Source organism: Streptomyces sp. NPDC041205 (assembly GCF_055591765.1).
On record NZ_JBVIZH010000005.1, the window covers coordinates 429,428 to 455,772 of the forward strand.

The 26,345-nt window shown below is 71.7% G+C and carries 24 protein-coding genes, 1 tRNA gene and 1 pseudogene; 10 read left to right on the forward strand and 16 right to left on the reverse strand.

Translation table 11 applies throughout. The annotated features are described in order from the left end of the window. Nucleotides 1-75 precede the first annotated feature (75 nt). Genes galK through galT form a run of 3 tightly spaced genes read right to left on the reverse strand, consistent with a single transcriptional unit; the run spans nt 76 to nt 3,294 of the window. Nucleotides 76-1,239, reverse strand: a complete 1,164-nt coding sequence (gene galK / locus ACZ6BG_RS24400; protein WP_469004906.1) for a galactokinase — start codon at nt 1,237-1,239, stop codon at nt 76-78. A 7-nt stretch (nt 1,240-1,246) separates the two neighbouring features. Next, nucleotides 1,247-2,218: a UDP-glucose 4-epimerase GalE gene (gene galE, locus ACZ6BG_RS24405; RefSeq protein ID WP_469004910.1), complete on the reverse strand. Its 972-nt coding sequence runs from the start codon at nt 2,216-2,218 to the stop codon at nt 1,247-1,249. Further along, nucleotides 2,218-3,294 carry a galactose-1-phosphate uridylyltransferase gene (gene galT, locus ACZ6BG_RS24410; protein ID WP_469004912.1) on the reverse strand — a complete coding sequence of 359 codons (1,077 nt, stop codon included), beginning with the start codon at nt 3,292-3,294 and terminating at the stop codon, nt 2,218-2,220. Before galT ends, galE begins: the two co-directional genes overlap by 1 nt. Before the next feature lie 247 nt (nt 3,295-3,541). Between galT and ACZ6BG_RS24415 the strand changes: the two genes are divergently transcribed. Next, nucleotides 3,542-5,230 (forward strand): sodium:solute symporter family protein, encoded by a 1,689-nt coding sequence (locus tag ACZ6BG_RS24415; RefSeq protein ID WP_469004914.1) that lies wholly within the window; start codon nt 3,542-3,544, stop codon nt 5,228-5,230. Nucleotides 5,231-5,301: 71 nt separating this feature from the next. After that, on the forward strand, nt 5,302-5,577 hold the full coding sequence (locus tag ACZ6BG_RS24420; RefSeq protein ID WP_469004916.1) for a hypothetical protein: 276 nt from the start codon (nt 5,302-5,304) through the stop codon (nt 5,575-5,577). Between the two features lie 219 nt (nt 5,578-5,796). Here ACZ6BG_RS24420 and ACZ6BG_RS24425 read toward each other — a convergent pair whose 3' ends face one another. Beyond that, nucleotides 5,797-6,240 carry a GNAT family N-acetyltransferase gene (locus ACZ6BG_RS24425; RefSeq protein ID WP_469004918.1) on the reverse strand — a complete coding sequence of 148 codons (444 nt, stop codon included), beginning with the start codon at nt 6,238-6,240 and terminating at the stop codon, nt 5,797-5,799. A gap of 274 nt (nt 6,241-6,514) precedes the next feature. On the opposite strand from ACZ6BG_RS24425, the gene ACZ6BG_RS24430 reads away from it, so the two are divergent. Then, nucleotides 6,515-7,291 (forward strand): response regulator transcription factor, encoded by a 777-nt coding sequence (locus tag ACZ6BG_RS24430; RefSeq protein WP_469004920.1) that lies wholly within the window; start codon nt 6,515-6,517, stop codon nt 7,289-7,291. Here ACZ6BG_RS24430 and tamR read toward each other — a convergent pair. Further along, entirely contained in the window at nt 7,250-7,747 is a 498-nt protein-coding gene (gene tamR, locus ACZ6BG_RS24435; RefSeq protein ID WP_469004922.1) for a MarR family transcriptional regulator TamR, read from the reverse strand. The two genes, ACZ6BG_RS24430 and tamR, sit on opposite strands and share 42 nt — an antisense overlap. Nucleotides 7,748-7,911: 164 nt before the next feature. Here tamR and ACZ6BG_RS24440 point away from each other — a divergent pair, with 164 nt between their 5' ends. From ACZ6BG_RS24440 to ACZ6BG_RS24450, 3 genes are all read left to right on the forward strand, one after another. Next, a complete protein-coding gene (locus ACZ6BG_RS24440) occupies nt 7,912-8,751 on the forward strand; it encodes a trans-aconitate 2-methyltransferase (RefSeq protein ID WP_469005269.1) in 840 nt (279 codons plus the stop codon). Further along, nucleotides 8,751-9,119, forward strand: a complete 369-nt coding sequence (locus ACZ6BG_RS24445) for a VOC family protein (RefSeq protein ID WP_469004924.1) — start codon at nt 8,751-8,753, stop codon at nt 9,117-9,119. The genes ACZ6BG_RS24440 and ACZ6BG_RS24445 overlap by 1 nt, the downstream gene beginning before the upstream one ends. A gap of 132 nt (nt 9,120-9,251) precedes the next feature. Continuing rightward, the gene (locus ACZ6BG_RS24450) at nt 9,252-9,896 is read left to right on the forward strand and encodes a Uma2 family endonuclease (protein WP_469004927.1); all 645 of its coding nucleotides are present in this window, start codon (nt 9,252-9,254) and stop codon (nt 9,894-9,896) included. A 27-nt stretch (nt 9,897-9,923) separates the two neighbouring features. On the opposite strand, the gene ACZ6BG_RS24455 is transcribed toward ACZ6BG_RS24450, so the two are convergent. Together ACZ6BG_RS24455 and ACZ6BG_RS24460 are read right to left on the reverse strand one after the other, a co-directional pair. After that, on the reverse strand, nt 9,924-10,643 hold the full coding sequence (locus tag ACZ6BG_RS24455; RefSeq protein WP_469004929.1) for a TetR/AcrR family transcriptional regulator: 720 nt from the start codon (nt 10,641-10,643) through the stop codon (nt 9,924-9,926). Next, the gene (locus tag ACZ6BG_RS24460) at nt 10,640-11,671 is read right to left on the reverse strand and encodes an acyl-CoA desaturase (RefSeq protein WP_469004932.1); all 1,032 of its coding nucleotides are present in this window, start codon (nt 11,669-11,671) and stop codon (nt 10,640-10,642) included. The genes ACZ6BG_RS24455 and ACZ6BG_RS24460 overlap by 4 nt, the downstream gene beginning before the upstream one ends. 355 nt (nt 11,672-12,026) lie before the next feature. Between ACZ6BG_RS24460 and ppc the strand changes: the two genes are divergently transcribed. Next, the gene (gene ppc, locus ACZ6BG_RS24465) at nt 12,027-14,795 is read left to right on the forward strand and encodes a phosphoenolpyruvate carboxylase (protein WP_469004935.1); all 2,769 of its coding nucleotides are present in this window, start codon (nt 12,027-12,029) and stop codon (nt 14,793-14,795) included. Between the two features lie 140 nt (nt 14,796-14,935). Here the strand turns inward: ppc and ACZ6BG_RS24470 are convergent, their stop codons facing one another. The 7 genes from ACZ6BG_RS24470 to ACZ6BG_RS24500 all read right to left on the reverse strand — a co-directional run bounded on the left by ACZ6BG_RS24470 (nt 14,936) and on the right by ACZ6BG_RS24500 (nt 20,621). Next, nucleotides 14,936-15,391, reverse strand: a complete 456-nt coding sequence (locus tag ACZ6BG_RS24470) for a hypothetical protein (RefSeq protein ID WP_469004938.1) — start codon at nt 15,389-15,391, stop codon at nt 14,936-14,938. An 86-nt stretch (nt 15,392-15,477) separates the two neighbouring features. Next, a complete protein-coding gene (pth, locus tag ACZ6BG_RS24475) occupies nt 15,478-16,074 on the reverse strand; it encodes an aminoacyl-tRNA hydrolase (RefSeq protein WP_469004940.1) in 597 nt (198 codons plus the stop codon). Between the two features lie 88 nt (nt 16,075-16,162). Further along, the gene (locus tag ACZ6BG_RS24480) at nt 16,163-16,753 is read right to left on the reverse strand and encodes a 50S ribosomal protein L25/general stress protein Ctc (protein WP_468459901.1); all 591 of its coding nucleotides are present in this window, start codon (nt 16,751-16,753) and stop codon (nt 16,163-16,165) included. A gap of 223 nt (nt 16,754-16,976) precedes the next feature. Further along, nucleotides 16,977-17,963 carry a ribose-phosphate diphosphokinase gene (locus ACZ6BG_RS24485; protein ID WP_190116350.1) on the reverse strand — a complete coding sequence of 329 codons (987 nt, stop codon included), beginning with the start codon at nt 17,961-17,963 and terminating at the stop codon, nt 16,977-16,979. 125 nt (nt 17,964-18,088) lie between these two features. After that, a complete protein-coding gene (glmU, locus tag ACZ6BG_RS24490; protein ID WP_469004945.1) occupies nt 18,089-19,546 on the reverse strand; it encodes a bifunctional UDP-N-acetylglucosamine diphosphorylase/glucosamine-1-phosphate N-acetyltransferase GlmU in 1,458 nt (485 codons plus the stop codon). A 114-nt stretch (nt 19,547-19,660) separates the two neighbouring features. Next, nucleotides 19,661-19,735 (reverse strand) — tRNA-Gln (locus ACZ6BG_RS24495). 28 nt (nt 19,736-19,763) lie between these two features. Then, nucleotides 19,764-20,621, reverse strand: coding sequence for a hypothetical protein (locus ACZ6BG_RS24500; RefSeq protein ID WP_469004949.1), 858 nt, complete (start codon nt 20,619-20,621; stop codon nt 19,764-19,766). A 189-nt stretch (nt 20,622-20,810) separates the two neighbouring features. Here ACZ6BG_RS24500 and ACZ6BG_RS24505 point away from each other — a divergent pair, with 189 nt between their 5' ends. Next, nucleotides 20,811-22,157, forward strand: coding sequence for a sensor histidine kinase (locus tag ACZ6BG_RS24505; protein WP_469004952.1), 1,347 nt, complete (start codon nt 20,811-20,813; stop codon nt 22,155-22,157). A 42-nt stretch (nt 22,158-22,199) separates the two neighbouring features. Here the strand turns inward: ACZ6BG_RS24505 and ACZ6BG_RS24510 are convergent, their stop codons facing one another. Beyond that, nucleotides 22,200-22,688, reverse strand: coding sequence for an SUKH-3 domain-containing protein (locus ACZ6BG_RS24510; RefSeq protein WP_469004954.1), 489 nt, complete (start codon nt 22,686-22,688; stop codon nt 22,200-22,202). An 83-nt stretch (nt 22,689-22,771) separates the two neighbouring features. Further along, nucleotides 22,772-23,338, reverse strand: coding sequence for a YwqJ-related putative deaminase (locus ACZ6BG_RS24515; RefSeq protein WP_469005271.1), 567 nt, complete (start codon nt 23,336-23,338; stop codon nt 22,772-22,774). Between the two features lie 266 nt (nt 23,339-23,604). Between ACZ6BG_RS24515 and ACZ6BG_RS24520 the strand changes: the two genes are divergently transcribed. After that, nucleotides 23,605-24,594: an SMI1/KNR4 family protein gene (locus ACZ6BG_RS24520; protein WP_469004956.1), complete on the forward strand. Its 990-nt coding sequence runs from the start codon at nt 23,605-23,607 to the stop codon at nt 24,592-24,594. A 7-nt stretch (nt 24,595-24,601) separates the two neighbouring features. Next, nucleotides 24,602-26,345: pseudogene (locus ACZ6BG_RS24525) on the forward strand (SUKH-4 family immunity protein); the annotation flags it as partial.

Below are 26,345 nucleotides of genomic sequence, written 5' to 3' on the forward strand. Positions count from 1 at the left end.
GCGGGGCCGGGCGATGTGACATGGGTGGGGTGTGACCTGCGTCGCAGCAGGCCGGTGAGCCCCCCTTCGGTGGCCCTACAGGCGGTGCGCTCCCGCCGACGCCACCGCGGGGAAGACGCGCGGCGCCGCATGACCGGCCGCCGCGAACGCCTCCTGGACCGACTTCGTGAGGGACTCCGCGTCCGCGGCCTCGGCCAGGACGATCGCGGAGCCGCCGAAGCCGCCCCCGGTCATCCGGGCCCCGAGCGCCCCGGCCGCGCACGCCGTCTCCACCACGAGGTCCAGCTCCGGGCAGGAGATGCGCAGGTCGTCCCGCAGTGAGGCGTGGCCCTCGGTGAGGACGGGGCCGATGCCCCGCACGTCGCCGGCGTCGAGGAGGGCGATGACCCGCTCGACGCGGTGGTCGTCGGAGACGACGTGCCGGACGTAGCGGCGCACCTTCTCGTCGTTCAACCGGTCGAGCGCGGTGGGGAGTTCGGCGTACGGGACGTCGCGGAGGTGGGAGACGCCAAGGGCCCGCGCGCCCGCCTCGCATCCGGCCCGCCGCTCCGCGTACGCCCCGTCGCCGAGGGCGTGCTTGACGCGGGTGTCGACGACCAGGAGCGTCAGGCCGTCCGCGGTCAGGTCGAAGGGCACGTGGCGCACGGACAGGTCGCGGCAGTCCAGGTGCAGGACGTGCCCCGGCTCGCAGGCCGCGGACGCCATCTGGTCCATGACGCCGCAGGGCACGCCGACGAAGGCGTTCTCGGCGCGCTGGGCGAGCAGGGCCAACTCGCGGCGGGTCAGGCCCAGTTCGTAGAGGTCGTTCAGGGCGAGGGCGGTGACCACCTCCAGGGCGGCGGAGGAGGACAGGCCCGCGCCGGTCGGGACGGTGGACGCCAGGTGCAGGTCCGCGCCGCCGACCGCGTGGCCCGCGTCCCGCAGCGCCCAGACGACGCCCGCCGGGTACGCGGCCCAGCCCCCGTCGGACAGCGGCGCCAGGGAGTCCACGGCCAGCTCGACGACGGGGCCCTCGACGTCCGCGGAGTGCAGGCGCAGGACCCCGTCGTCCCGCCGGGCCACCGCGGCGACCGCGGTGTGCGGCAGCGCGAGGGGCATCACGAAGCCTTCGTTGAAGTCCGTGTACTCGCCGATGAGGTTGACGCGGCCCGGCGCCGCCCACACTCCGGCGGGCTCGTGGCCGTACAACGCCCTGAAGGTGTCGATGAGTTCGGCGGTCGGCTTCGTGACGGCGGACATCTGCGGGTTACCCCCTCTGCTGGGCGAAGGCCCAGGCGTCGGCGACGATGCCCGCGAGGTCCGCGCGGGACGGGTTCCAGCCGAGCCGCTCACGGGCGGTGGCGGCGGAGGCCACGAGGACCGCCGGGTCGCCGCCGCGGCGGCCCGCGACGACCTCGGGGACGGGGTGGCCGGTGACCTGGCGGACGGTCTCGATGACCTCGCGCACGGAGAAGCCGTTGCCGTTGCCCAGGTTGCAGATCAGGTGCTCGCCGGGGGTCGCGGCGTCCAGGGCGAGCAGATGGGCGTCGGCGAGGTCGGCGACGTGGATGTAGTCGCGCACACAGGTGCCGTCCGGCGTCGGGTAGTCGTCGCCGAAGATCGAGATCGCCTCGCGCCTGCCCTGGGCGACCTGGAGAACGAGCGGGATGAGGTGCGACTCGGGGTCGTGCCGCTCGCCGCAACTTCCGTACGCGCCCGCTACGTTGAAGTACCGAAGGGATACGGCACCGAGTCCGTGCGCCGCCGCCTCACCGGTGATCATGTGGTCGACGGCGAGCTTGGAGGCGCCGTAGGGGGAGGTGGGGGCGGTCGGGTCGGTCTCGGTGATGGGGGTGCTCACGGGTTCGCCGTACGTCGCCGCCGTCGAGGAGAACACCAGCTTGCGCACGCCCGCCTCGCGCATCGCGGCGAGCAGCGCCATGGTGCCGCCGACGTTGTTGTCCCAGTACTTCTCGGGCTTCACCACGGACTCGCCGACCTGCGAGAAGGCGGCGAAGTGCAGCACCGCGTCGTACGGGGTATCGCCGTCGGCGTGCAGCCACTTGGCGGCGTCGCGGATGTCGCCCTCGATGAACGCCGCGCCCGCGGGCACGCCCTCGCGGAAGCCGGTGGAGAGGTTGTCGAGGACCGTCACCTCGTGCCCGGCCTCGATCAGATGCTGGGCGACGACACTGCCGACATAGCCGGCGCCACCCGTGACCAGGTACTTCCCACTCATCAACTCGCTACCTCTCGCAGTCGCTGGGCCGCGGCCTCCGGCGGCACATCGTTGATGAACACACTCATGCCGGATTCGGAACCCGCGAGGAACTTCAGCTTGCCCGAAGTGCGGCGAATGGTGAAAAGCTCGAGGTGGAGCGCGAAGTCGTCCCTGTTGACGCCTTCGTACTCCGCCGGCGCCGTGAACGGGGCCTGGTGCCAGGACGCGATGTACGGCGTCGGCGGCTCGGCGCCGCCCTCGCGCTCGCCCGCGCCGAAGATCCGGTCGAAGCGCCGCAACAGTTCCAGATACACCTGGGGAAACTCTGTGCGAGCCGCGTCGTCGAGGCCGAGCAGGTCGGGCACGCGGCGCTTGGGGTAGAGGTGCACCTCGTAGGGCCAGTGCGCGGCGTACGGCACGAAGGCCACCCAGTGCTCGGCGTCCAGGACGACGCGCTCACCGGCGCGCTCCTCGGCGAGGACGTCGTCGAAGAGGTTGCGGCCGCCGGTGGTCGCGCGGTGGTCGGCCAGGGAGCGCAGCATCAGGGCCGTGCGCGGGGTGACGAAGGGGTAGGCGTAGATCTGCCCGTGCGGGTGGCCGAGGGTCACGCCGATCTCGGCGCCCCGGTTCTCGAAGCAGAAGACCTGCGCGACGGACGGCAGGTGGGACAGCTCGGCGGTGCGGTCCGTCCAGGCGTCCAGGACCAGCGCGGCCTGCGCCTCGGTGAGGTCGGCGAAGGACGCGGTGTGGTCGGGGGTGAAGCAGACGACCTCGCAGCGGCCCGCGTCGCCCGCGAGGGAGGGGAAGCGGTTCTCGAAGACCACGACGTCGTACGAGGAGTCGGGGACCTCGGTGCGGCGGCCGCCGGTGGAGGGGCACAGGGGGCACTCGTCGGCCGGGGGGTGGTAGGTGCGGCCCTGGCGGTGCGAGGCGATGGCGACGCTGTCGCCGAGGAGGGGGTCGTGGCGGACCTCGGAGGTGGTGGCGACGGGGTCCAGGGGTCTGCTGTCGACCGCTGTGCGGACGGCGTCGTCGCGCACGTCGTAGTAGATGAGCTCACGACCGTCGGCGAGACGAGTCGAGGTCTTCTTCACGTTCGGGGCTCCTTACACCGCCCGCCAACAGAACCGAACACAACAAACCACAAGCCAACAAGCTCGTCAATGCTCAGGACGCCTGCCGGGATGTCGCCCCCTCTCTCGGCTCACCCGATGATCCACGACGAGAAGCGATCATGGACTCGATCACAATCAAACAAAGAACATCAACAGAACTGTTCACTTACTGAAGGTCGAGGCGTAGGTTCCGGTCTGATCAGTTCGCGCGACGAAGCGAGTTCACATGCAGTCCCCTGCGCACATCACCCTCGCCGAAGGGCTTCGGCTGCCCACCAACGGGCTGGACTACGCGATCCTGGCGATCTACTTCGTGGTCGTCCTCGGCATCGGATTCGCCGCCCGGCGCTCCGTGAAGACCAGCCTCGACTTCTTCCTCTCCGGGCGCTCCCTGCCCGCCTGGGTCACCGGCCTCGCCTTCGTCGCCGCCAACCTCGGCGCCACCGAGATCCTCGGCATGGCGGCCACGGGCGCGCAGTACGGCGTCTCGGTCGTCCACTGGTACTGGATCGGCGCCATTCCGGCCATGGTCTTCCTCGGCCTGGTCATGATGCCCTTCTACTACCGCAGCAAGGTCCGCTCGGTCCCCGAGTTCCTGCTCCAGCGCTTCGACAAGTCCGCCCATGTGCTCAGCTCGGCGCTCTTCGCCTTCGCCGCCGTGCTCATCGCGGGCGTCAACCTCTACGCCCTCGCGATCGTCGTCGAGGCGCTGCTCGGCTGGCCGCAGTGGGTCGCCATCGTCGTCGCCGGATTCTTCGTGCTCGCGTACATCACCATCGGCGGCCTGTCCTCGGCGATCTACAACGAAGTGCTCCAGTTCTTCGTCATCCTCGCCGCGCTCATCCCGATCTGCGTCATCGGCATGAAGAAGGTCGGCGGCTGGGACGGGCTCACCGGCTCCATCGAGAAGCAGCACGGCGACAACTTCATGACCGCCTGGGGCGGCACCGGCATCGGCGACGCCAACCCGCTCGGCGCCAACTGGCTCACCATCGTCCTCGGCCTCGGCTTCGTGCTCTCCTTCGGCTACTGGACGACGAACTTCGCCGAGGTGCAGCGCGCCCTCTCCGCGAAGAACCTCTCCGCCGCCCAGCGCACCCCGCTGATCGCCGCCTTCCCCAAGATCTTCATCGTCTTCCTGGTGATGATCCCCGGCCTGGTCGCCGCCGTCCTCGTCCCGAAGATCGGCACCCCCGGCTCGGACCTGACCTACAACGACGCGATCCCTTACCTGATGCAGGAGTTGCTGCCCAACGGCGTGCTCGGCATCGCCGTCACCGGGCTCCTCGCCGCCTTCATGGCGGGCATGGCCGCCAACGTCTCGTCCTTCAACACCGTCTTCACGTACGACATCTGGGCCAAGTACGTCGTCAAGGGCCGCGGGGACGGCTACTACCTGAAGTTCGGGCGGCTCATCACCGCGATCGGCGTCTTCGCCTCCATCGGCACCGCCTTCATCGCCTCGTCCTTCTCGAACATCATGGGCTACCTCCAGACCCTCTTCTCCTTCTTCAACGTCCCGATGTTCGTCGTCTTCATCATCGGCATGTTCTGGAAGCGGGCCTCCATGAAGTCCGGCGTCTGGGGGCTGCTCGCCGGCACCACCGCCGCGATGGTCAACTACTTCTGGATCTACAAGCAGGGCGTCATCGACATCCCCACCGACCAGGGCGCCAACTTCGTCTCCGCCATCGTCGGCTTCGTCGCCGGCGCGGTCGTCATGGTCGGCGTCACCCTCTTCACCGCGCCCAAGCCGGAGGCCGAACTGGCCGGGCTCGTGTACGGGACCGTGTCGCCGGACGTCGAGGACGACGCGGTCGAGGCGGGTGACGACGCCTGGTACCGCAGGCCCGCGTTGCTCGGGTGGGGTGCCGTGGTGCTGGCCGCCGCGTGCTACGTCCCGTACTCGTTCTGAACCCGGCCCCGGCCCCTTCCCCTCTCCTCGCCCCTCCTTGCGTCCTGACCCCACTCACATCCTGAGGAATCATGTCCGACCTGCAGAAGGAAGTCTCCGAGCTGGAGCGGAAGTCCGCGACGGCCGCGCGTCTCTTCGACATCCGGCGCATCATCGGTGGCCTGTTCGTCGTCTACGGCGTCATCGTCACCATCGCCGGGATCACCGTGTCCGACGCCGATCTCGACAAGGCGGAGGGCATCAACATCAACCTCTGGACCGGCCTCGGCATGCTCGCCCTCGGCCTGTTCTTCCTGGCGTGGCTGTGGCTGCGGCCGGCTGCGCCGGGGCCGGAGGGCGAGGCGTAGGCCTCGCGGGGGCGCCCCAGGCCCACCCCTTCCCGTAACCGGGGGCTGCGCCCCCTGGACCCCCGCTGATCGGCGCTTCGCGCCTCGTCCTCAAACGCCGGACGGGCTAAAACCGTGCCGCACCGGCGACATATGTAGCCCCTCCGGCGTTTGAGGAGCAGGGTCTGGGGCGGAGCCCCAGTTTCGGGAAAGGGGTGGGACTGGGGCGCCCCGCGAAGGTCAGGCGAGGCGCTTCGTCAGCGTGAACTCCTTGTGCCCCTCGGGGTAGTCGGGGATGACGGCGACGACTTCGTAGCCCTGCCCGCGGTAGAAGGCGGGGGCCTGGAAGTCCCAGGTCTCCAGGCGGGAGTTGAGGCAACCGCGCTCCGCGACGGCGAGCCGCTCCGCATCGGCGAGCAGCCGCCCCCCGAGCCCCGCCCCCCGCGCGTCCTCGGCGACCCACAACAGACTCACATGCAGCCACCGCCCCCACGTGTACCCCGAGAGCCCCCCGACCAGCTCACCCCCGTCGTCCAACGCCCAGACACCGACCGGCTCTTCCCGCTCCTCGGGCGTGCCCTGAAGAGCACGAAGCACCGCCGAGGCGTCCCGGTTGGAGTCCCGCAGCCGCCCCCGAAGCAGACGAAGACGTTCTTTGTCGACTCCTGTCTCAATACGAAACATACGGCCCACCATAAACGCGCTGGCCAATCAGTTCTGCAAATCCACTTCCGCTCGGGGCCCCCGTCCGTACTCTGAAGGGCAGCGCCGGTGGGGGCCGGCGCCGATCAGGGGGCGAGACAGTCGGGTGCGACGCCCGGCGTGGGGGTGGCAGTCACGGCACGGCGGCGGCCGTGCGGCTGCGGCGTCCCCACTCCGGGCGCCGCGCCTGTTCCGGTCGCTCTCCGACGTTGGGGTATCCCCTGCTCCGTTCAGGAGCTTGGGGAAGGGGGTTTCCGTGGTTCGAATCCGAGTCCTGGTCGTCGACGACCACCGTATCTTCGCCGAGTCGCTGGCCGCGGCGCTCGCCGCGGAGCCCGACGTGGAGGTGTCCGCCGCGGGCAGCGGCCCCGCGGCCCTGCGCTGCCTGGACCGCGCGGCCGCGGAGGGCCGCAGATACGACGTCCTGCTCGTGGACGCCGACCTGGGCAGCTCCGCGTCGGTGCTGCAGGGCGCCCGCCCCGCCGTGCCGGTGCACGAAGGCCAGGCCGACGGGCTCGTGGACGGCATCTCGCTGGTGGCGGGCGTGCGTTCGGGCCAGCCCGCCGTGCGCACGGTCGTGCTCGCGGAGAAGGACGACCCGCGCCGCGCGGCCCTCGCGCTCGGCGCCGGTGCGTCCGGCTGGGTGGCGAAGGACTGCTCGCTCTCGCGGCTGCTCACGGTCATCCGGGGCGTGCTGCGCGACGAGACGCATCTGCCGCCCGCCCTGCTCACGGGCGTCCTGCGCGAACTGACGGCGGCGCGCAAGCATCGTACGGAGAGCGAGCGGCTCGTGGAGTCCCTCACCCCGCGCGAGCGCGAAGTGCTGCGGTGCATGGTCGCGGGGCTCGGCCGCAAGGCCGTCGCCGAGCGGCTCTTCCTGTCGCCGCACACCGTCCGCACCCATATGCAGAACGTCCTCGGCAAGCTGGGCGTGCACTCCACGCTCGCCGCCGTCGCCCTGGCCCGCAGGGCCGGCGTCGGCCCCGCCGACCTAGCCGGGGACGTTGTCGAACGGGGCGGTCAACTGGCGTAGCAACGCCGCCAGTTCACCGCGCTGGGTACGTGAGAGCTCACCGAGGATCGCCCGCTCCTGGTCGAGCAGGCCCGCGAGGGCCTGGTCGGCCCGGTCGCGGCCCTCGTCGGTGAGCCGCACCAGGACGCCGCGCCGGTCGCTGGGATCCGGCAGCCGCTCCACCAGGCCCTTCTTCGTGAGCCTGTCGATGCGGTTGGTCATCGTGCCGGACGTGACCAGGGTCTGGGTGAGGAGCTGGCCCGGCGAGAGCTGATACGGCGCGCCCGCGCGCCGCAGCGACGTCAGCACGTCGAACTCCCAGGGCTCCAGCTCGTGCTCGGAGAACGCCAGCCGACGCGCGCGATCGAGGTGGCGCGCCAGCCTGCTCACGCGGCTCAGCACCTCGAGCGGTTCCACGTCGAGGTCAGGGCGCTCCCGACGCCATGCAGCGACCAGCCGGTCGACCTCGTCCTCCATGACGATCAGTGTAGGGGGTCCCTCGACATGAAGTCTCTTGACGTCAAGATACTTCGGGTCGAGGATGGGGCCGGGAGTGGAGCCGACCGATGCGGTACGCGTTCACGGCGACGTCGGTCGCGCGCCACCTCGCCGTCGTCACCTCCGTCGCAGAGGAGCACCCCATGCCGCCCACCGCGTCGCCCACCTGGGACCCCGACCAGTACCTGCGCCACTCCGGCCACCGCGCCCGCCCCTTCCGCGACCTCCTCGCCCGGGTGCCGCCGCTGTCCACCCACCCCGACGGCCGCCCGCCCCGCATCGCCGACCTCGGCTGCGGGCCCGGCAACGTCACCGTCCTGCTCGCCGAGCGCTGGCCCGACGCGCACATCACCGGCTACGACAACTCCCCGCAGATGCTGAGCCAGGCCGCCGCCCTCGCCGGGCCCACGGCGGGCGGCGGGCTCCTGGAGTTCGCGCCCGCCGACGCCGGGACGTGGGCGCCCGCCCCGGGGACGTACGACCTGATCCTGTCGAACGCCACCCTCCAGTGGGTGCCCGGGCACGCCGACCGCTTCCCCGACTGGGTGGCGGCGCTGCGGCCCGGCGGAGTGCTCGCCGTCCAGATGCCCGCCAACTTCGGGGCGCCCAGCCACACCCTGATGCGGGAACTGTGCGGGAGCGGGCGCTGGCGGGAACGGCTCGGCGGAGTGCTGCGGCACGCCGACGCCGTCCTCGAACCCACCGCCTACCTGGAGCTCCTCACCGGGCTCGGCTGCGCGGCCGACGTCCGGGAGAGCACGTACCAGCATCTGCTCGGCGGGGACGATCCCGTCCTCGACTGGGTCAAGGGGACCGGCCTCCGGCCCGTCCTCACCGCCCTCGCCGACGACCCGGCGGCTCGGGACGCGTTCCTCGGCGAGTACCGCGACCTGCTGCGCGTGGCCTATCCGGCCGGGGCGCACGGGACCGTGTTCCCCTTCCGGCGGCTCTTCGCGGTGGCCCGCAAAGGCGGTGCGGCCTGATGCTCGCCGCCGTCGACCATGTGCAGCTGGCCGCTCCGCCCGGCAGTGAGGGCGCGCTGCGGGCGTACTACGTGGACGTGCTCGGGATGGCCGAGGTGCCGAAGCCGCCTGTTCTCGCGGGGCGCGGGGGATGCTGGTTCGAGGCGGGCGCCGTCCGGCTGCACCTCGGCATCGAGGCCGACTTCCGGCCCGCCCGCAAGGCGCACCCCGGCCTGCTCGTCAGCGGCATCGAGGCGTACGCGGCCCGGGTCGCCGCCCTCGGCGCGCGCGTCACCTGGGACGACCACCTCCCCGGCCACCGGCGCTTCTACTCCGAGGACCCGGTGGGGAACCGGTTGGAGTTCCTGGAGCCGCTGGGCAGCGTCTGACGACGGACCTCACTCGTTCGGGCGGGCCATGGGCATATGCCTGCGGCCGGGCGACGCACGTTCGTACGGTCCTTGCGTCGCTTGTGCCGCAGAGATGTACCCGCCCACACTGAACGAAGGAGGTGCTTCCTGATGACCGCTCTCGCACACGAGGTGTCGCCGGTGACCGAGGACGACAGCCAGTCCCTGGGCTTGGATCAGTCCTTCGACCTGGACGAGTACCTGTGGCAGACCTGGCAGGCCATGGAGCTCCCCGAGGGCTACCGCGCCGAGATCATCGAGGGAGCCATCGAGGTGTCGCCCACCGGCCGCCTTCGTCACGCCGTGCTCATCAGCCGGTTCCGCAGGGTGCTCGACGCGCACCTCGCGGGCGGTGACGACGCGGCGCATCAGGATGTCAACGTCATCCACCACCGCAGGTCCTGGATCCCGGACCTCTTCGTCGGCCCGTTGGAGCTCGACGAGATTCCCGACGAGGACGACCTCGGTGTCGACGCGTCCGGCGTGTCCATGATCGTCGAAGTCGTCTCTCCGGGCCGCCGCAACATCGAGCGCGACCGTGTCCGCAAGCGCCGCGAATACGCCCGCGCGGGCATCCCTGTGTATGTCATCGTCGATGACCATGACGGCGACGGTGCCATCACGGTCCTCACTTCACCGGAGCCCAAGAAGGCCGAATACACCGACGAGCACCGCATCCCGTACGGCAAGGACGCCGTCATCCCCGAAGGCCCCGCCAAGGGCCTGGCCATCGGGGATGACATCACCCGGACGTGACGGCGCCGCTCGCCGGGGCAGGGGCCCTCAGGACTTGCGATGGCCTATCAAGCGCGGCTTGGGCTCCAGACCGTCCAGGCCGTGCCAGGCCAGGTTGACCAGGTGGGCCGCCACCTCCGCCTTCTTGGGCTTGCGGACGTCCAGCCACCACTGCCCGGTCAGGGCCACGCTGCCGACGAGGGCCTGGGCGTAGAGCGGGGCGAGCTTCGGGTCGAAGCCGCGGGTCTTGAACTCCTGGCCGAGGATGTCCTCGACCTGCGTGGCGATGTCGGAGATGAGAGAGGCGAAGGAGCCGGTGGACTGCGGGATGGGGGAGTCGCGCACGAGGATGCGGAAGCCGTCGGTGTACTCCTCGATGTAGTCGAGGAGGGCGAAGGCGGCCTGCTCGCACAGCTCACGGGGGTGCCCGGCGGTGAGTGAGCCGGTCACCATGCCGAGGAGCTGGCGCATCTCACGGTCCACCACGACCGCGTACAGCCCCTCCTTGCCGCCGAAGTGCTCGTACACGACAGGCTTGGAGACACCGGCCTTCGCCGCGATCTCCTCGACCGACGTGCCTTCGAAGCCCTTGGCGGCGAAGAGGGTGCGGCCGATGTCCAGCAGCTGCTCACGGCGCTCGGCGCCGGTCATCCGGGTCCGGCGGGCCCGCCGGGGCTTGTCGTTGTTCGAACTCGCGGGGCCCTGCGGGGCCCGCGCGGAGCGCGTCGTACTCGGATTGCTGGGGTCGGTCGCCACGTGGTCCATCATGCCGCGTCTGCGGCCTGGGGCTTGCCAGGGGCGGGAATCGCACCGGCCCCTTCGACTCCGTCGGGCGCCTTGCGGCGGGCGTCGATGCGGGACTGTGACGGCCACCGCACGTCGTACGCCCAGCCGAGCTGTTCGAACCAGCGGATGAGCCGCGCGGACGAGTCGAGCTGGCCGCGCATCACGCCGTGGCGCGCGCTCGTCGGGTCGGCGTGGTGCAGGTTGTGCCAGGACTCGCCGCAGGACAGGACCGCGAGCCACCACACGTTGCCGGAGCGGTCACGGGACTTGAAGGGGCGCTTGCCCACGGCGTGGCAGATCGAGTTGATCGACCACGTCACATGGTGAAGGAGCGCCACCCGCACGAGCGAGCCCCAGAAGAACGCCGTGAACGCGCCCCACCAGGACATCGTGACCAGGCCGCCCACCACCGGCGGCAGCGCGAGCGACACCACGGTCCACAGAACGAACTGACGCGAGACGTTCCGGATCGCCGGGTCCTTGATCAGGTCGGGCGCGTACTTCTCCTGCGGGGTCTGCTCCTCGTCGAACAGCCAGCCGATGTGCGCCCACCACAGGCCCTTCATCAGGGCCGGGACCGTCTCGCCGAAGCGCCACGGCGAATGCGGGTCGCCCTCCGCGTCGGAGAACTTGTGGTGCTTGCGGTGGTCGGCGACCCACCGCACCAGCGGGCCCTCCACGGCCATGGACCCGGCGATCGCCAGGGCGATCCGGAGCGGACGCTTGGCCTTGAAGGAGCCGTGCGTGAAGTAGCGGTGGAAACCGATGGTGATGCCGTGGCAGCCCAGGTAGTACATGAACACCAGCAGGCCGAGGTCCAGCCAGCTGACCCCCCAGCCCCAGGCCAGCGGCACCGCCGCCACCAGGGCCAGGAACGGGACGGTGATGAAGAGGAGCAGCGCGAGCTGCTCCACGGAGCGCTTCTGTTCACCGCCCAGGGTGGCGGACGGGAGCGGGGCGCCCGCCGGCGCCCCCTTTGATTCGTCGATGACATCGGGGCTCGTGGTCATAAGGGCTTCCCCTGGGGGGTCGAGGGTGACTGCGGGAATGCGGAACTCTGGAAATTCGGAGGTGTCGACACGTGCCGGGCGGGAAGGCACCGGACGGGCGGGTGCCCAGGGAAGGGGCCGCTCACACGCGTGGCTACGGGACCGTAGGTTACGGCCTCGTAAGTATCGCAGTGCGCGGCATCGCGGCAAGAGGCCGCGAGTCTGCCAAGACCCATCGACACCTATCCTTGGATCGGTCGGACAGCGCGGTCCGCTCTGTATCTCCCCCGGTTCCACGGCCGGGACCCCTCCCAGACGTGCCCACCCCCCGTTCCCCCTGGGGAAACGGCGGGCTTCACCGCAAGGAGCCGCACCTGTGAGCAGTGCCGACGACCAGACCGCTACCACGGCCACCGCGAGCACCACGTCCACCTCGGCCGGGACGAACAGCGAGCTGCGCGCCGACATCCGTCGCCTCGGCGACCTCCTCGGCGAGACCCTCGTACGCCAGGAGGGCCCCGAGCTCCTGGACCTGGTGGAGAAGGTCCGCCGCCTGACCCGCGAGGACGGCGAGGCCGCCGCCAGGCTCCTCGGCGGCACGGAGCTGGAGACGGCCGCGAAGCTGGTGCGCGCCTTCTCCACCTACTTCCACCTCGCGAACGTCACCGAGCAGGTGCACCGCGGCCGTGAGCTGCGCGCCCGCCGCGCCGCCGAGGGCGGCCTGCTCGCCCGCACCGCGGACCGCCTCAAGGACGCCGACCCCGAGCACCTGCGCCAGACCGTCCAGCACCTGAACGTGCGCCCGGTCTTCACCGCGCACCCCACGGAGGCCGCCCGCCGCTCCGTCCTGAACAAGCTGCGCCGGGTCGCCGAGCTCCTCGAGACCCCGGTCATCGAGTCCGACCGGCGCCGCCACGACACCCGTCTGGCCGAGAACATCGACCTCGTCTGGCAGACCGACGAGCTGCGCGTGGTCCGCCCCGAGCCCGCCGACGAGGCCCGCAACGCCATCTACTACCTGGACGAGCTGCACGCCGGCGCCGTCGGTGACGTCCTGGAGGACCTGACCGCGGAGCTGGAGCGCGTCGGCGTCGAGCTGCCGAGCGAGACCCGCCCGCTGACCTTCGGCACCTGGATCGGCGGCGACCGCGACGGCAACCCGAACGTGACGCCCGCCGTCACCTGGGAAGTCCTGATCCTCCAGCACGAGCACGGCATCAACGACGCCCTGGACCTGATCGACGAGCTGCGCGGCTTCCTCTCCAACTCCATCCGCTACACCGGCGCCACCGAGGAACTGCTCGACTCCCTCCAGTGCGACCTGGAGCGGCTGCCGGAGATCAGCCCCCGCTACAAGCGGCTCAACGCCGAGGAGCCCTACCGCCTCAAGGCCACCTGCGTCCGGCAGAAGCTGGAGAACACCAAGCAGCGCCTGGCCAAGGGCACCGCGCACGAGCCGGGCCGCGACTACCTGGGCACCGCCGAGCTCCTGCACGACCTCACGCTCATCCAGACGTCGCTGCGCGCCCACAAGGGCGGCCTGTTCTCCGACGGCCGCATGAACCGCACCATCCGTACGCTCGCCGCCTTCGGCCTGCAGCTCGCCACCATGGACGTGCGCGAGCACGCCGACGCCCACCACCACGCCCTCGGCCAGCTCTTCGACCGGCTCGGCGAGGAGTCCTGGCGGTACGCCGACATGCCGCGCGAGTACCGGCAGAAGCTGCTCGCCAAGGAACTGCGCTCCCGCCGCCCGCTCGCGCCGTCCCCGGCGCCCCTCGACGCGGCCGGAGAGAAGACGCTCGGCGTCTTCGGCACGGTCAAGAAGGCCCTGGACGTGTTCGGGCCCGAGGTCATCGAGTCGTACATCATCTCCATGTGCCAGGGCGCCGACGACGTGTTCGCCGCCGCCGTCCTCGCCCGCGAGGCCGGACTGATCGACCTGCACGCGGGCTGGGCGAAGATCGGCATCGTGCCGCTCCTGGAGACCACGGACGAGCTGCGCGCCGCCGACATCATCCTGGACGAGATGCTGGCCGACCCCTCCTACCGGCGGCTCGTCGCGCTGCGCGGCGACGTCCAGGAGGTCATGCTCGGCTACTCCGACTCCTCCAAGTTCGGCGGCATCACCACCTCCCAGTGGGAGATCCACCGCGCCCAGCGCCGACTGCGCGACGTCGCCCACCGCTACGGCGTCCGCCTCCGGCTCTTCCACGGCCGCGGCGGCACCGTCGGCCGCGGCGGCGGCCCCTCGCACGACGCGATCCTCGCCCAGCCCTGGGGCACCCTGGAGGGCGAGATCAAGGTGACCGAGCAGGGCGAGGTCATCTCCGACAAGTACCTGGTGCCGTCCCTGGCCCGGGAGAACCTGGAACTGACGGTCGCCGCCACCCTCCAGGCCTCCGCCCTGCACACCGCGCCCCGCCAGTCCGACGAGGCCCTGGCCCGCTGGGACGCCGCGATGGACGTCGTGTCCGACGCCGCGCACTCCGCGTACCGCAGGCTCGTCGAGGACCCGGACCTGCCGACCTACTTCCTCGCCTCCACGCCGGTCGACCAGCTCGCCGACCTGCACCTGGGCTCCCGGCCCTCCCGCCGCCCCGGCTCGGGCGTCTCGCTCGACGGCCTGCGCGCCATCCCCTGGGTGTTCGGCTGGACCCAGTCGCGGCAGATCGTGCCCGGCTGGTTCGGCGTGGGCTCCGGTCTCAAGGCGCTGCGCGAGGCGGGCCTGGACACCGTCCTCGACGAGATGCACGAGCACTGGCACTTCTTCCGGAACTTCGTCTCCAACGTGGAGATGACGCTCGCCAAGACCGATCTGCGCATCGCCCGGCACTACGTGGACACGCTGGTGCCCGAGGACCTGAAGCACGTCTTCGACACCATCGAGGCCGAACACGCGCTCACCGTCGCCGAGGTCCTGCGCGTCACCGGCGGCGAGCGGCTGCTCGACTCCAACCCGGTGCTCCAGCAGACCTTCTCGATCCGCGATGCCTACCTGGACCCGATCTCCTACCTCCAGGTCGCGCTGCTCAAGCGGCAGCGGGACGCGGCGGCCGCGGGCGACGAGGCCGACCCGCTGCTCGCGCGGGCACTGCTGCTCACGGTCAACGGAGTCGCGGCGGGGCTGCGCAACACCGGCTGACCGCCGCACGTCCCGGCCCCGGGGCCCCGCACCTTCGTCAGGTGCGGGGCCCCGGGGCCGTTCGGAAGGTTCCTGGCTTCGCGGGCCCCAGCGGCTTCGCGGGCTCCGGTGGCTTCGCGGGCTCCAGCGGCCTCGCGGGTTCAGAGCGCGAGCGCCGCGAAGGCCGCCGTCAGCTGGATCCCGCCCGCGAGGGCGAGGATCGCCGCCACCTTGTTCAGCCGCAGCCCCCCGGCCACGACCACCGCCGCGAGCAGCAGCGCCCCGCCCAACGGCAGCCAGGCGTGCAGGAACCCGGGACCGCCGCTGCGGACGGCCTCGTCGGAGTCGGGCTTGACCACGACCGGGATGCGCTCGCCCTTGCGGGCCGCGACCGACTCGTCGATGACGACGCGGTCCCGGGCCTCGCTGCCGGAGGCGGGGGCGTACGGCCCGGTGCACTCGTCACCGCCGCAGCGCGCGAGCGAGAGCATGCCCCGCTGCCGCCCGTCGTCGGGAACCATCACGTGCCGCGCCGTCCCCCACGACGCCCAGACGCCGGCGGTCAGGATCAGGGCCGCGACGAGCCCCGCCGCGCCCCGCAGTAGGTATGCGGGCATGGCGGCGATCCTTGGGGAAAGGACTGCGCTCAGTCAACAGCGGCCGGGTGAAAGCCCGTTGATTCGCCCGCTTACACAGCCGTACGTCAGGAGTTGTACGCGCTCTGCGCCCGCTCCAGGCCCTCGGTCACCAGACACTCCACGGCGTCCGCGGCGCGATCCACGAAGTAGTCCAGCTCCTTGCGCTCGGCGGAGGAGAAGTCCTTCAGGACGAAGTCGGCGACCTGCATGCGGCCGGGCGGGCGCCCGATGCCGAAGCGGACCCGGTGGTAGTCGGCGCCCATCGCCTTCGTCATCGACTTCAGACCGTTGTGGCCGTTGTCGCCGCCGCCCAGCTTCAGCCGCAGCACGCCGTAGTCGATGTCCAACTCGTCGTGGACGGCGACGACGTTCGCCGTCGGGACCTTGTAGAAGTCGCGCAGCGCCGTGACCGGGCCACCCGACAGGTTCATGTACGAGGCGGGCTTGGCGAGGACGACCCGGCGGCTGCCGGGGCCCATCGGGCCGATCCGGCCCTCCAGGACGTGCGCCTGCGCCTTGGCGGCCCGCTTGAAGCTGCCGCCGACGCGGTCGGCCAGCAGGTCGGCGACCATGAAGCCGACGTTGTGCCGGTTCATGGCGTAGCCGGGGCCGGGGTTGCCGAGACCCACGATCAGCCAGGGGGCGCTCGGGTCCGTCGTCATCTGTGTGTCTCCTTCATGGCACCTTCATAGCGCAACCGCCGCCCAGCGCCTGGGCGCTGAGCGGCGGTCGGTACTGCCGGGTCGAGGATCAGGCCTCGGCGGCCTCGTCGCCCGCGGCCTCGGCCGGGGCCTCCTCGGCCTGCGCGGCCAGGACCTGCAGGACGACGGTGTCGTCCTCGACGGCCAGCGAGACGCCCGAGGGCAGCGCGATGTCCTTGGCGAGGACGGAGGCACCGGCCTCCAGGCCCGCGATGGAGACGCTCAGGGACTCGGGGATGTGGGTGGCCTCGGCCTCGACCGGAAGCGCGTTGAGGACGTGCTCCAGGAGGTTGGCGCCCGGGGCCAGCTCGCCCTCGGCGACGACGGGGATCTCGACGTTGACCTTCTCGCCGCGCTTCACGAGGAGCAGGTCGACGTGCTTGAGGATGCCCTGACGGAGCGCGTCGCGCTGCACCGCCTTCGGGATGGCCAGCTCGGACTTGCCCTCGATGTCCAGGGAGATCAGGACGTTGGAGGTACGCAGGGCCAGGAGCAGGTCGTGGCCGGGCAGGGTGATGTGGACCGGGTCGGTGCCGTGGCCGTACAGGACGCCGGGGACCTTGTCCTCGCGGCGGATGCGGCGGGCGGCGCCCTTGCCGAACTCGGTACGGACCTCGGCGCTGAGCTTGACCTCAGACATGGTGCACTCCTCGTAGAAAAGGTGAACTGAAGTGGTCACCCGGCCACGACTGGCCTGCTACGAAGAGCGCGTCGATAACGGACCGCCACACACCACGTTCGTGAAAACGCGAGTGCGGCCTCCCTCGCCGAGCAACTTCGACAGTCTACTCGGTGAGGCAGGCCGCACCCAAAAGGATCTTGCGGGACGCCCGGGAACCCCGGAACGACCGGGGTCGCGCGCCCTACGCGGGGCCGCTCTGCTCCTCGAAGAGGCTGGTCACCGAGCCGTCCTCGAAGATCTCCCGGACGGCGTTGGCGATCGTCGGAGCGATCGACAGGACCGTGATCTTGTCGAGCTCCAGCTCGTTCGGCGTCGGCAGCGTGTTGGTGAACACGAACTCGCTGACCTTCGAGTTCTTCAGACGGTCCGCGGCCGGGCCGGACAGCACGCCGTGCGTGGCCGTCACGATGACGTCCTCGGCGCCGTGCGCGAACAGCGCGTCGGCGGCGGCGCAGATCGTGCCACCGGTGTCGATCATGTCGTCCACCAGGACACAGACGCGGCCCTCGACGTTGCCGACGACCTCGTGCACGGTGACCTGATTGGCCACGTCCTTGTCGCGGCGCTTGTGCACGATCGCCAGAGGGGCGCCCAGACGGTCGCACCAGCGGTCGGCGACGCGCACACGGCCGGCGTCGGGGGAGACGACCGTCAGCTTGTCCTTGTCGACCTTCGCGCCCACGTAGTCCGCGAGGATCGGCAGCGCGAAGAGGTGGTCGACGGGGCCGTCGAAGAAGCCGACGATCTGGTCGGTGTGCAGGTCGACGGTGACGATGCGGTCGGCGCCCGCTGCCTGCATCAGGTCGGCGACCAGGCGGGCCGAGATGGGCTCGCGGCCGCGGTGCTTCTTGTCCTGGCGGGCGTAGCCGTAGAACGGCACGATCACGGTGATGCTCCGCGCGGAGGCGCGCTTCAGGGCATCGATCATGATCAGCTGTTCCATGATCCACTTGTTGATCGGAGCCGTGTGGCTCTGGATCAGGAAGCAGTCCGCGCCGCGCGCCGACTCCTGGTAGCGCACATAGATCTCACCGTTGGCGAAGTCGAAGGCCTTGGTCGGCACCACGCCGATACCCAGCTGATGCGCGACCTCCTCGGCCAGTTCGGGGTGGGCGCGGCCGGAGAAGAACATCATCTTCTTCTCGCCGGTCGTCTTGATCCCGCTCACAGCACAGTCTCCTCAGACGTGTTCCCTGGCCGCGAGGTGTACTCGCGCGAACCAGCCGATTTCGTGCACCTATCAGGTTTCGTGCACCTATCACGGTACGCGGTGTCAGGCGCACCTGTTTCCGGTCAGCTTTCGCCGGCCGGAGTCTCGGAGGTCCGAGAGGCGGCCTCGGCGGCCCGCGCCGCCGCGCTTCCCGGACGCTTACGGGCCACCCAGCCCTCGATATTCCGCTGCTGGCCACGGGCGACGGCCAGCGAACCGGCCGGTACGTCCTTCGTGATCACCGAGCCCGCGGCGGTGTAGGCACCGTCGCCAATCGTGACAGGAGCCACAAACATGTTGTCCGAACCCGTCTTGCAGTGCGACCCCACCGTCGTGTGGTGCTTGGCCTCACCGTCGTAGTTCACGAACACGCTCGCGGCGCCGATGTTGGAGTACTCGCCGATCGTCGCGTCGCCCACGTAGCTCAGGTGCGGGACCTTGGTGCCCTCGCCGATCGTCGCGTTCTTCATCTCCACGTACGTACCCGCCTTGGCCTTCACCCCGAGCCGGGTGCCCGGCCGCAGATACGCGAACGGACCGACGCTCGCCCGCTCGCCCACCTCGGCGTTGTCCGCGACGGTGTTGTCGACGCGGGCGCCCGCACCCACCGTGGTGTCCTTCAGGCGGGTGTTGGGGCCGACCTCGCAGCCCTCGCCCAAGTGCGTGGCGCCCAGGAGCTGGGTGCCCGGATGCACCACGGCGTCGCGCTCGACGGTGACGCCCGCGTCGATCCACGTCGACGCCGGGTCGACGACGGTGACGCCCGCCAGCATCGCCGCCGTGAGCAGCCGGTCGTTCAGGACCCGGCGGGCGTCGGCGAGTTGGACGCGGTTGTTGATGCCCGCGATCTCGCGGTGGTCCCCGGCCACACAGGCCCCGACGCGGTGCCCGGCCTCGCGCAGGATGCCGAGGACGTCCGTCAGGTACTCCTCGCCCTGGCTGTTGTCGGTACGGACCTTGCCGAGGGCCTCGCTGAGGAGCTGCCCGTCGAAGGCGAACACACCCGAGTTGATCTCGCGGATGGCGCGCTGCGAGTCCGTCGCGTCCTTGTGCTCGACGATCGCCGTCACGGCGCCGGACACGCCGTCGCGCACGATGCGGCCGTAGCCGGTCGCGTCGGGCACCTCGGCGGTCAGGACGGTCACCGCGTTGCCGTCGGCGGAGTGCGTGGCCGCCAGGCTCGTGAGCGTCGCGCCGGTGAGCAGCGGGGTGTCGCCGCAGACCACGACGACCGTGCCGTCGACGCTGCCGCCCAGCTCCTCCAGGCCCATCCGCACGGCGTGGCCCGTGCCGTTCTGCTGGGCCTGGAAAGCGGTGCGCACCTCGGCGTCGATCCCGGCCAGGTGCGCGATCACACGCTCGCTCTCGTGCCCGACGACGGCCACCAGACGCTCGGGGGACAGCTCGCGGGCGGCGGCGAGCACGTGCCCGACGAGGGAACGGCCGCAGATCTCGTGCAGGACCTTCGGCGTGGCCGACTTCATACGGGTGCCCTCACCCGCTGCGAGGACGACGACGGCTGCCGGGCGATTGGCGCTCACAGGGGTGCCCTTCGGCTTTGGATGCTTGGGGAGTGGACATCCGCAGGATACCGGGGCGTAGTGGGGCGGAAATGAGTGCGGGTCCCGACCTTGTGGGTCGGGACCCGCGCCGTGTGGCTCCCCTGCCAGGACTCGAACCTGGAACAAATCATCCAAAGTGACCCGTGTTGCCGATTACACCACAGGGGATGGTAAATACCACAAAACGGACAAACCATCAGTCCGTTGAAGTGGCGGCCTCCACTATGCCGCACCACGCACCCTCGATGCGACGGTACAAGTCGGCACTCTGTCGGACTTTGATCACCAGGCAGCCGCGATAGGTGTCGCCGACGTTCTTCCGGACGGTCTTCGGGTTGTGCTTCTTGATCGTCGTCTTGTTGAAGGCGGAGGCGTCCGCGCCGACGAGATCGGCCCAGTAGTGCTCGGCCCCCGGCACGTCGGCGGTCTCGTGGATCATTACGCAGAAGCGCAGTCGCTCCCGCTCCACGTGCAGCAGGTCGAGCCAGGAGAGGAAGACTTTGATCATGCCGGGGTCGCTGTTGACGAACGTGACGTTCTCCCGCCGGTCGTACGGCTTGTCCTTGCCGCCTTCGGCCCAGTAGAGGCCCACTCCCAGGAGGAAGAGCTCACGGTCCGACATGGGGCCCACCTCCTGCCGGGCCGCCTCCTTCGTGCGGCGTCGCTCCTCGTCCCGCACCGCGGACTCGTGCTCCCACCGCTTTCGAGCCGCAAGCCTGCCCTGCTCCGAGGGGGCCCGCCGCTGTGGCCTCGGCAGGTCCCGGACCCACAGGGAGACCGAACTCCTCGAGCAGCCCAGCTCCACCTCGATCTGGTCGTACGTGAGGCCTCGCAGCCGTAACTCCCGCGCCCTCGCCCGCAGATCGTCCTTCGCGTTCGGGCGCCTGGTCCACTCGGGCGGGGGTTCGCCCTGGACGAGGCGGTTCAGGAGGTCGTTGTTGAAGACCTTCAGCTTGTCGCGGATCTGCCGCAGGCTGCAGCCCTCGCGCCGCAGGGCGATCGCCCGTGCCCGCAGGTCCTCGAAATCGGCGTACTTGCCGGTGATCTCGGTCATGCGGACACCTTCGTCCGGAATGCGGACGTCCGGGTCGAAAATTCGGGCGATTCAACTGTTCGAGGGTTACCGGGGGGTTTCGCTGGCGCGGGGCACCGGCAAGTACCAGATCCTGCCCCGCCCTGCCCGGGATCACAGGGCGGGAAACTCACCGGATACGGGAGCGCCGACGCCCGTACGCTGGAAGGCATGACCACGACGGGGGAAAGCGACACCGCGGCCGGGACCGGGCCGTGGTGGTGGGAGAGGCGGCGCAGCGCCGTCCTGGATGTGGGGCTCGGGCTCGTGTCCGCGGCCGAGTGCGGTGTCGAGGGCGTGCAGTTCGCCGACGACGCGGGCATCCCGGTCGCGGTCGGCGTGGGCTTCGGGGTGCTCGCCGGGTCCGCCCTCGTCCTGCGGCGCCGCTGGCCGATCGCGGTCGTGCTGATCTCCGTCGCGATCACGCCCGCCCGCATGGGCATCCTGATGGCCATCGTCGGCCTCTACACCCTTGCCGCCTCCGAGCTGCCGCGCCGCATCATCGGCGCCCTCGCCGGCATGTCCCTCGCGGGCACCCTGATCGTCACGTTCGTGCGCACCAACCAGGACATGGCCAACGGCGACCTGACCATCGGCGAGGGCTTCATACCTTTCATCGCCATCAGCACCTCCCTCGGCGTGACCGCCCCGCCGGTCCTCCTCGGTCTGTACGTGGGCGCCCGCCGCCGCCTCATGGAGTCCCTGCGCGAGCGCGCCGACAGCCTGGAGCGGGAGCTGCAACTGCTCGCGGAGCGCGCCGAGGAGCGCGCGGAGTGGGCCCGCGGCGAGGAGCGCACCCGTATCGCCCGCGACATGCACGACGTGGTCGCGCACCGCGTGAGCCTGATGGTCGTGCACGCGGCGGCGCTGCAGGCCGTCGCCCGCAAGGACCCCGAGAAGGCCGTGAAGAACGCCGCCCTGGTCGGCGACATGGGCCGCCAGGCCCTGACCGAGCTGCGCCAGATGCTCGGCGTGCTGCGGGCGGGCGACACCGCGCCGAAACCGGCGCCCGCGCCCGCCCCCGTCCCGCTGGCCGCCGTCGGCGAGGCCGCCGCCCAGGCCGCGTCCCGCGCCGAGCCCGCCGGTCCCGGCCCCGCCGCCCCCGACGTCCCCGAGGGCCCGTGCCTGGCCGAGCTGGACGAGCTGGTGGACCAGTCGCGGGCCGCGGGCATGGCCGTGGACCTGTCCGTGGAGGGTGACACCCGGGCGTACGCGGCCGACGTGGAGGAGACCGCGTACCGCGTGGTCCAGGAAGCCCTCACCAACGTGCACAAGCACGCCGCGGGCGCGAAGACCTATGTGCGGCTCGCGCACCGTGTCGCGGAGATCGCGATGCAGGTGGAGAACGGCCCGCCCCCGGAGGCCGGTCCGGGCGAGGCGCTGCTGCCCAGCGGGGGCAACGGCCTGGTCGGCATGAAGGAGCGGGTGACCGCGCTCGGTGGCGTGTTCGTGTCCGGGCCGACGGACGCGGGCGGGTTCAAGGTGTCGGCGGTGCTGCCGGCGTCGGCCGGTCAGTGATCTTCCTCATGCGGCTGCCGGGTCCGGGTGCGCGGGCGGAGTTCAGCCCGTCGTGAGCCGGGTCGGCTGGGTGCCCGCGACGAGGGTGGTGAGGGCCTGGTCGATGTGGCGGCCCAGGAACCAGTCGCCGCTGTGGTCGAGGCTGTAGACCCGGCCTTCCGCGTCCATGGCGAGCAGCGCCTGTGTCTGTGTCTCCTCGCCGATCGGGCAGACCTCCGTGCCGAGGGCCCGTCCCAGGTCGCCGAGGGTGCGGGCCATGTGCAGGCCGTACATCGGGTCGAGGTGGAGGGTCGCCGGGGCTATCTGGCGGCCGGGGCCCTGCGGGGTGATGTGCAGTCCGCCGAACTCCGCCCAGGTCTCCACGGCCGCCGGGAACACGGCGTGCTGGTGGCCCGCCGGTGAGGTGTGGCGGCGCAGGACGTCGGCCCAGATCTCGGCCTGCTTGATGTCCCAGCGGCCCGGCCGCCAGCCGGCGGTGCGCAGGGCGGCGTCGACGGGCACGGGGAAGCGGGTGGAGTTCTCGGTGTGCATGGCATGGCCCTCGTGGTGCGGGTGCGGATGGCGGCGGCCGGTGCGGGTGGCACCGGGGGTCGTCGGCTGGTGGGCGCCCCGCGTCACGCGTCGGGCGCGGTCGGGTCGACGACGCGGACGCCGAAGTGCGCGGTGAGGGCGGTGCAGGAGCGGCACGGGCGGGCGAAGGCGCCGTGCAGGGGGTCGCCGTCCTCGCGGATGCGGCGGGTGGTGAGTTTGGCGTGTTTGAGGGCCTTGCGCGCCTCGCCGTTGGTCATCGGCTTGCGCGAGGCCCGTTTGGAGCGGCCGGCGTCGGCGGTGGTCAGGTGCCGGGAGATGAGGACGGCTTCCGCGCACCGTCCGGTGAAGCGTTCGCGCTGGCCGCTGGTGAGGGTGTCGAGGAAGTCCTGGACGAGCGGGTGCAGGTCGGGCAGGTCCTCGCCGCGCCTCGGGGTGCTGGTGAGGGTGGTGCCGCGGACGGAGAGCGCGGCGGCCACGGTGGGCAGGATGCCGTCGCGGCGGTGGTGCAGGACCGGGGCGCCGACGGGTTCGCTGCTCCAGCCGACGCGCGGGTCCCCCGGCTCGGCGGTGGCGGTCGCCCCGGTGGCGTGGCCGGGTGCCGTGCGGGTGGTTCCGGAGCCGGTGGCAGGTGTGCCGTGCGCGTTGGGCATGCCGGTTGGTGCCGTGTGCATGTGGTGTTTCCCTCCCCGTGCCCGCGGTGTCAGCCGCTGGTGCCACGCCCCCGCGTTGCGGGAACAGACTGCCAAACGGGGCGCGTGGTGCGGAAGCTGGGGCTGTACGACACGCCTGGGTTTCGCCTCTGGGTGACTGGCTCGTGGCGGGTGGTCACGGTTTCGGGGCCCGGTGACCGGTGTCGTGCTTGCGCATAGGCTGTCGATGTCCGTGAACCTCACAGTGCCGCAGGAGGGCATCCGCCATGACGCAAGGTGGGCCAGGTCGGCTCGGGCAGCAAGCCGCGCCGCCGAACGCGGCCTACGCCGGGCAGGTGGTCCACTTCCCGGACCCGGTCCGGGCCGCCCGCCACCCCAGAGGGGTGCGGGTGGACGGTGACGGCTACCCGGACTTCTCGCCGTACGCCCGCGCGGCCGCCGAGATCGCCGAGCCGCCCGAGGGCTTCGGCGTGGACGAGCTGCGTCTCACGGACTACGTCTCGGCGAACGCGGCGCTGGCCGCGTCCGGCCACGAGCTGTGGGACACGATTCCCGCGGTCGCGACGCCGCACGGCTGGACCTGGCACCACGCGCCGCACGGCCGCCGCCTGGAGCTGGTCCCCGTCGAGGTCAAGGCCTTGCTGCGGCACCACGGAGGCATCTCGACGGCGCCCGTCGACCAGAGCAAGCGCGGCACCCGTCCGCTTCAGGAGACCCGCCCCGCGCACCTGGCCCTGCCGAAGACGGCGGTCGCCGTCACCGAGGGCCAGATCGTGGGTGTCGAGGAGGACCTCGGCTACCGCCTGCCCGGTGCCTACCGCTCGTTCCTGAAGGCGGCCGGCGGCTGCGCCCCGGTCGGCACGGCTCTCGACGCGGAGCTGGGGCTCCTCATCGACCAGCCGTTCTTCACGGTCCGCGACGAGGCCGCGATCAACGACATCCTGTACGTCAACAAGTGCCTGCGCGACCACCTCACCAAGGACTACCTGGGCGTGGGCTTCGTGCAGGGCGGTCTGCTCGCCGTGAAGGTCAAGGGCGACCGGATCGGCTCGGTGTGGTTCTGCGCGTACGACGACGTGCGGGACGTGGACGCCTCCTGGGCGCCCGCCGAGCGCGTGCAGCGCCTGCTGCTGCCGTGCGGCGACGACTTCGACGCCTTCCTCTCCCGGCTCGCGGGCAGTCCGCCCGAGCTGGAGACCGTGGCGAACCTGATGGTGGACGGCGGCTTCGCGCGCGCCGTCCCGGTGGGGGAGTGAGCATCCGATGGTGACCTTCGCGCAGGCGCAGGAGCGCGCAGAGGAATGGATCAACGGTGATGTGCCCGGGCCCGGCCACCGCGAGGTGCGGGTGCGGGAGTTCGAGCTCGGCTTCGTGGTGTGGGCGGAGGACCGCGAGGGCGGCCCCCGCTCGGACGGCGGCCACCAGCGGCTCGTCATCGCCCGGGACAGCGGCGAGGCGACTCTGTGGCCGGGCCTGCCGGTGGGCGAGGTGATCCGCCGCTACGAGGAGGAGTACGGCGTGCCGGAGGCGGCTCCCGAACCGGCTCCCGAGCCGCCGCAGCGGATGGACCTGAACCAGACGTCGTTCTTGTTGAGCCCCCCGGAGTGGCTCCAGGAGGCGGCGGACAAGCTGGGGATCCCGGACCGGCGCGGCTCCGGTGGCGGGGATGCCGACGGGGGCGCCCGCGGCGGTTCCGGTGCGGCTTCCGGTGCCGGTACGGGAGCCGGTGTCGGGGCCGGTGCCGCGGCGGCGGGTGCTTCCGGGCAGCCGGAGGGCGAGCCGCTTCCGACCATGGCCGGGCCCGGTCCGGCCGTCGCGCCCGCGGCTCCGGCGCCCGGCGCGCCCGACGGCGGTACGCCGTGGCCCGCGGCCGGGGCGCCGGGTGGCGAGCAGGGTGCCGGGGCCGCGGGCGGCGGTGCGGCGCCTGGCGTGCCCGCGTCGGCGACGCCGTGGGCCGGTACGGACACGAACACCGACGCCGACGACGTGGCGGTGCCGCTGCCCGCCACGGTGTTCTCGCCGCCGCTGACGTTCGACGGCGGCGACGCCGACGAGGAGCAGCCGCCCGCGGCGTCCCCCGAGGCCAAGACCGCGCTGATGTCCGGCGGCAGCCAGCTTCCGAGGACGGCCATCGCGCCCGCCCTCGACGAGCCGGTGTCCGGTGCGCCGGGTGCGGGGCCGAGCCTGCCGCCGCCCGCGGGTGCCGCGGTGACGGGTCCCGACCTGCCGCCGCCGCCCGCCGGGTACGCGCCCGCCGGTTCCACGCCGCCGCCCGCCGGGCCGCCGGTCGGTGGCCCCGACTTGCCTCCGCCTCCGGCCGGTTCGGCAGTCGGTGGTCCCAACTTGCCTCCGCCTCCGGCCGGTTCGGCTGTGGGTGGCCCCAACGTGCCGCCGCCTCCGGCTGGTTCGGGGGTGGGCGCTCCGTCCCCGTACGGGTATCCGCAAGGGCCGGACGCGTCCGGCGTGGGTGCCCCCGGTGCTCCTGCCGCTCCCGCCGGGAGTACGCCGCCTCCGGGCGCGCAGCCCGCTCCTGGGGCTCCGGCTCCGGGGGCCACGCCGCCGCCCGCGGCCGGTGCTCCGGGTGCGCCCGCCGGTGGATACGTACCGACGCAGCTGATGTCGCCGCTCGGCCCGGACGGGCAGACTCCCGGCGCCCCGGGGGCTCCCGGTGCGCCTGCCGCGCCCGCGGCTCCCGGTGCTCCGCAGGCTCCCGGCGCTCCCGGCGCCCCCGGCACCCCCGGCGCTCCGGGTACGCCTCCTGGTGGGGTGCATCACGCGGCGACGATGCTGGCTGACCCGAGCCTGGGCGGTGGCCTGAAGCCGCCGGGTGCTCCTGGCGCTCCCGGTGCCCCGCAGCCGCCCGGCCCGCCCGGTGCCCCCGGTGCTCCCGGCGCCCCGCAGCCTCCCGGTGTTCCGGGTACGCCTCCTGGTGGGGTGCATCACGCGGCGACGATGCTGGCTGACCCGAGCCTGGGCGGTGGCCTGAAGCCGCCGGGTGCTCCTGGCG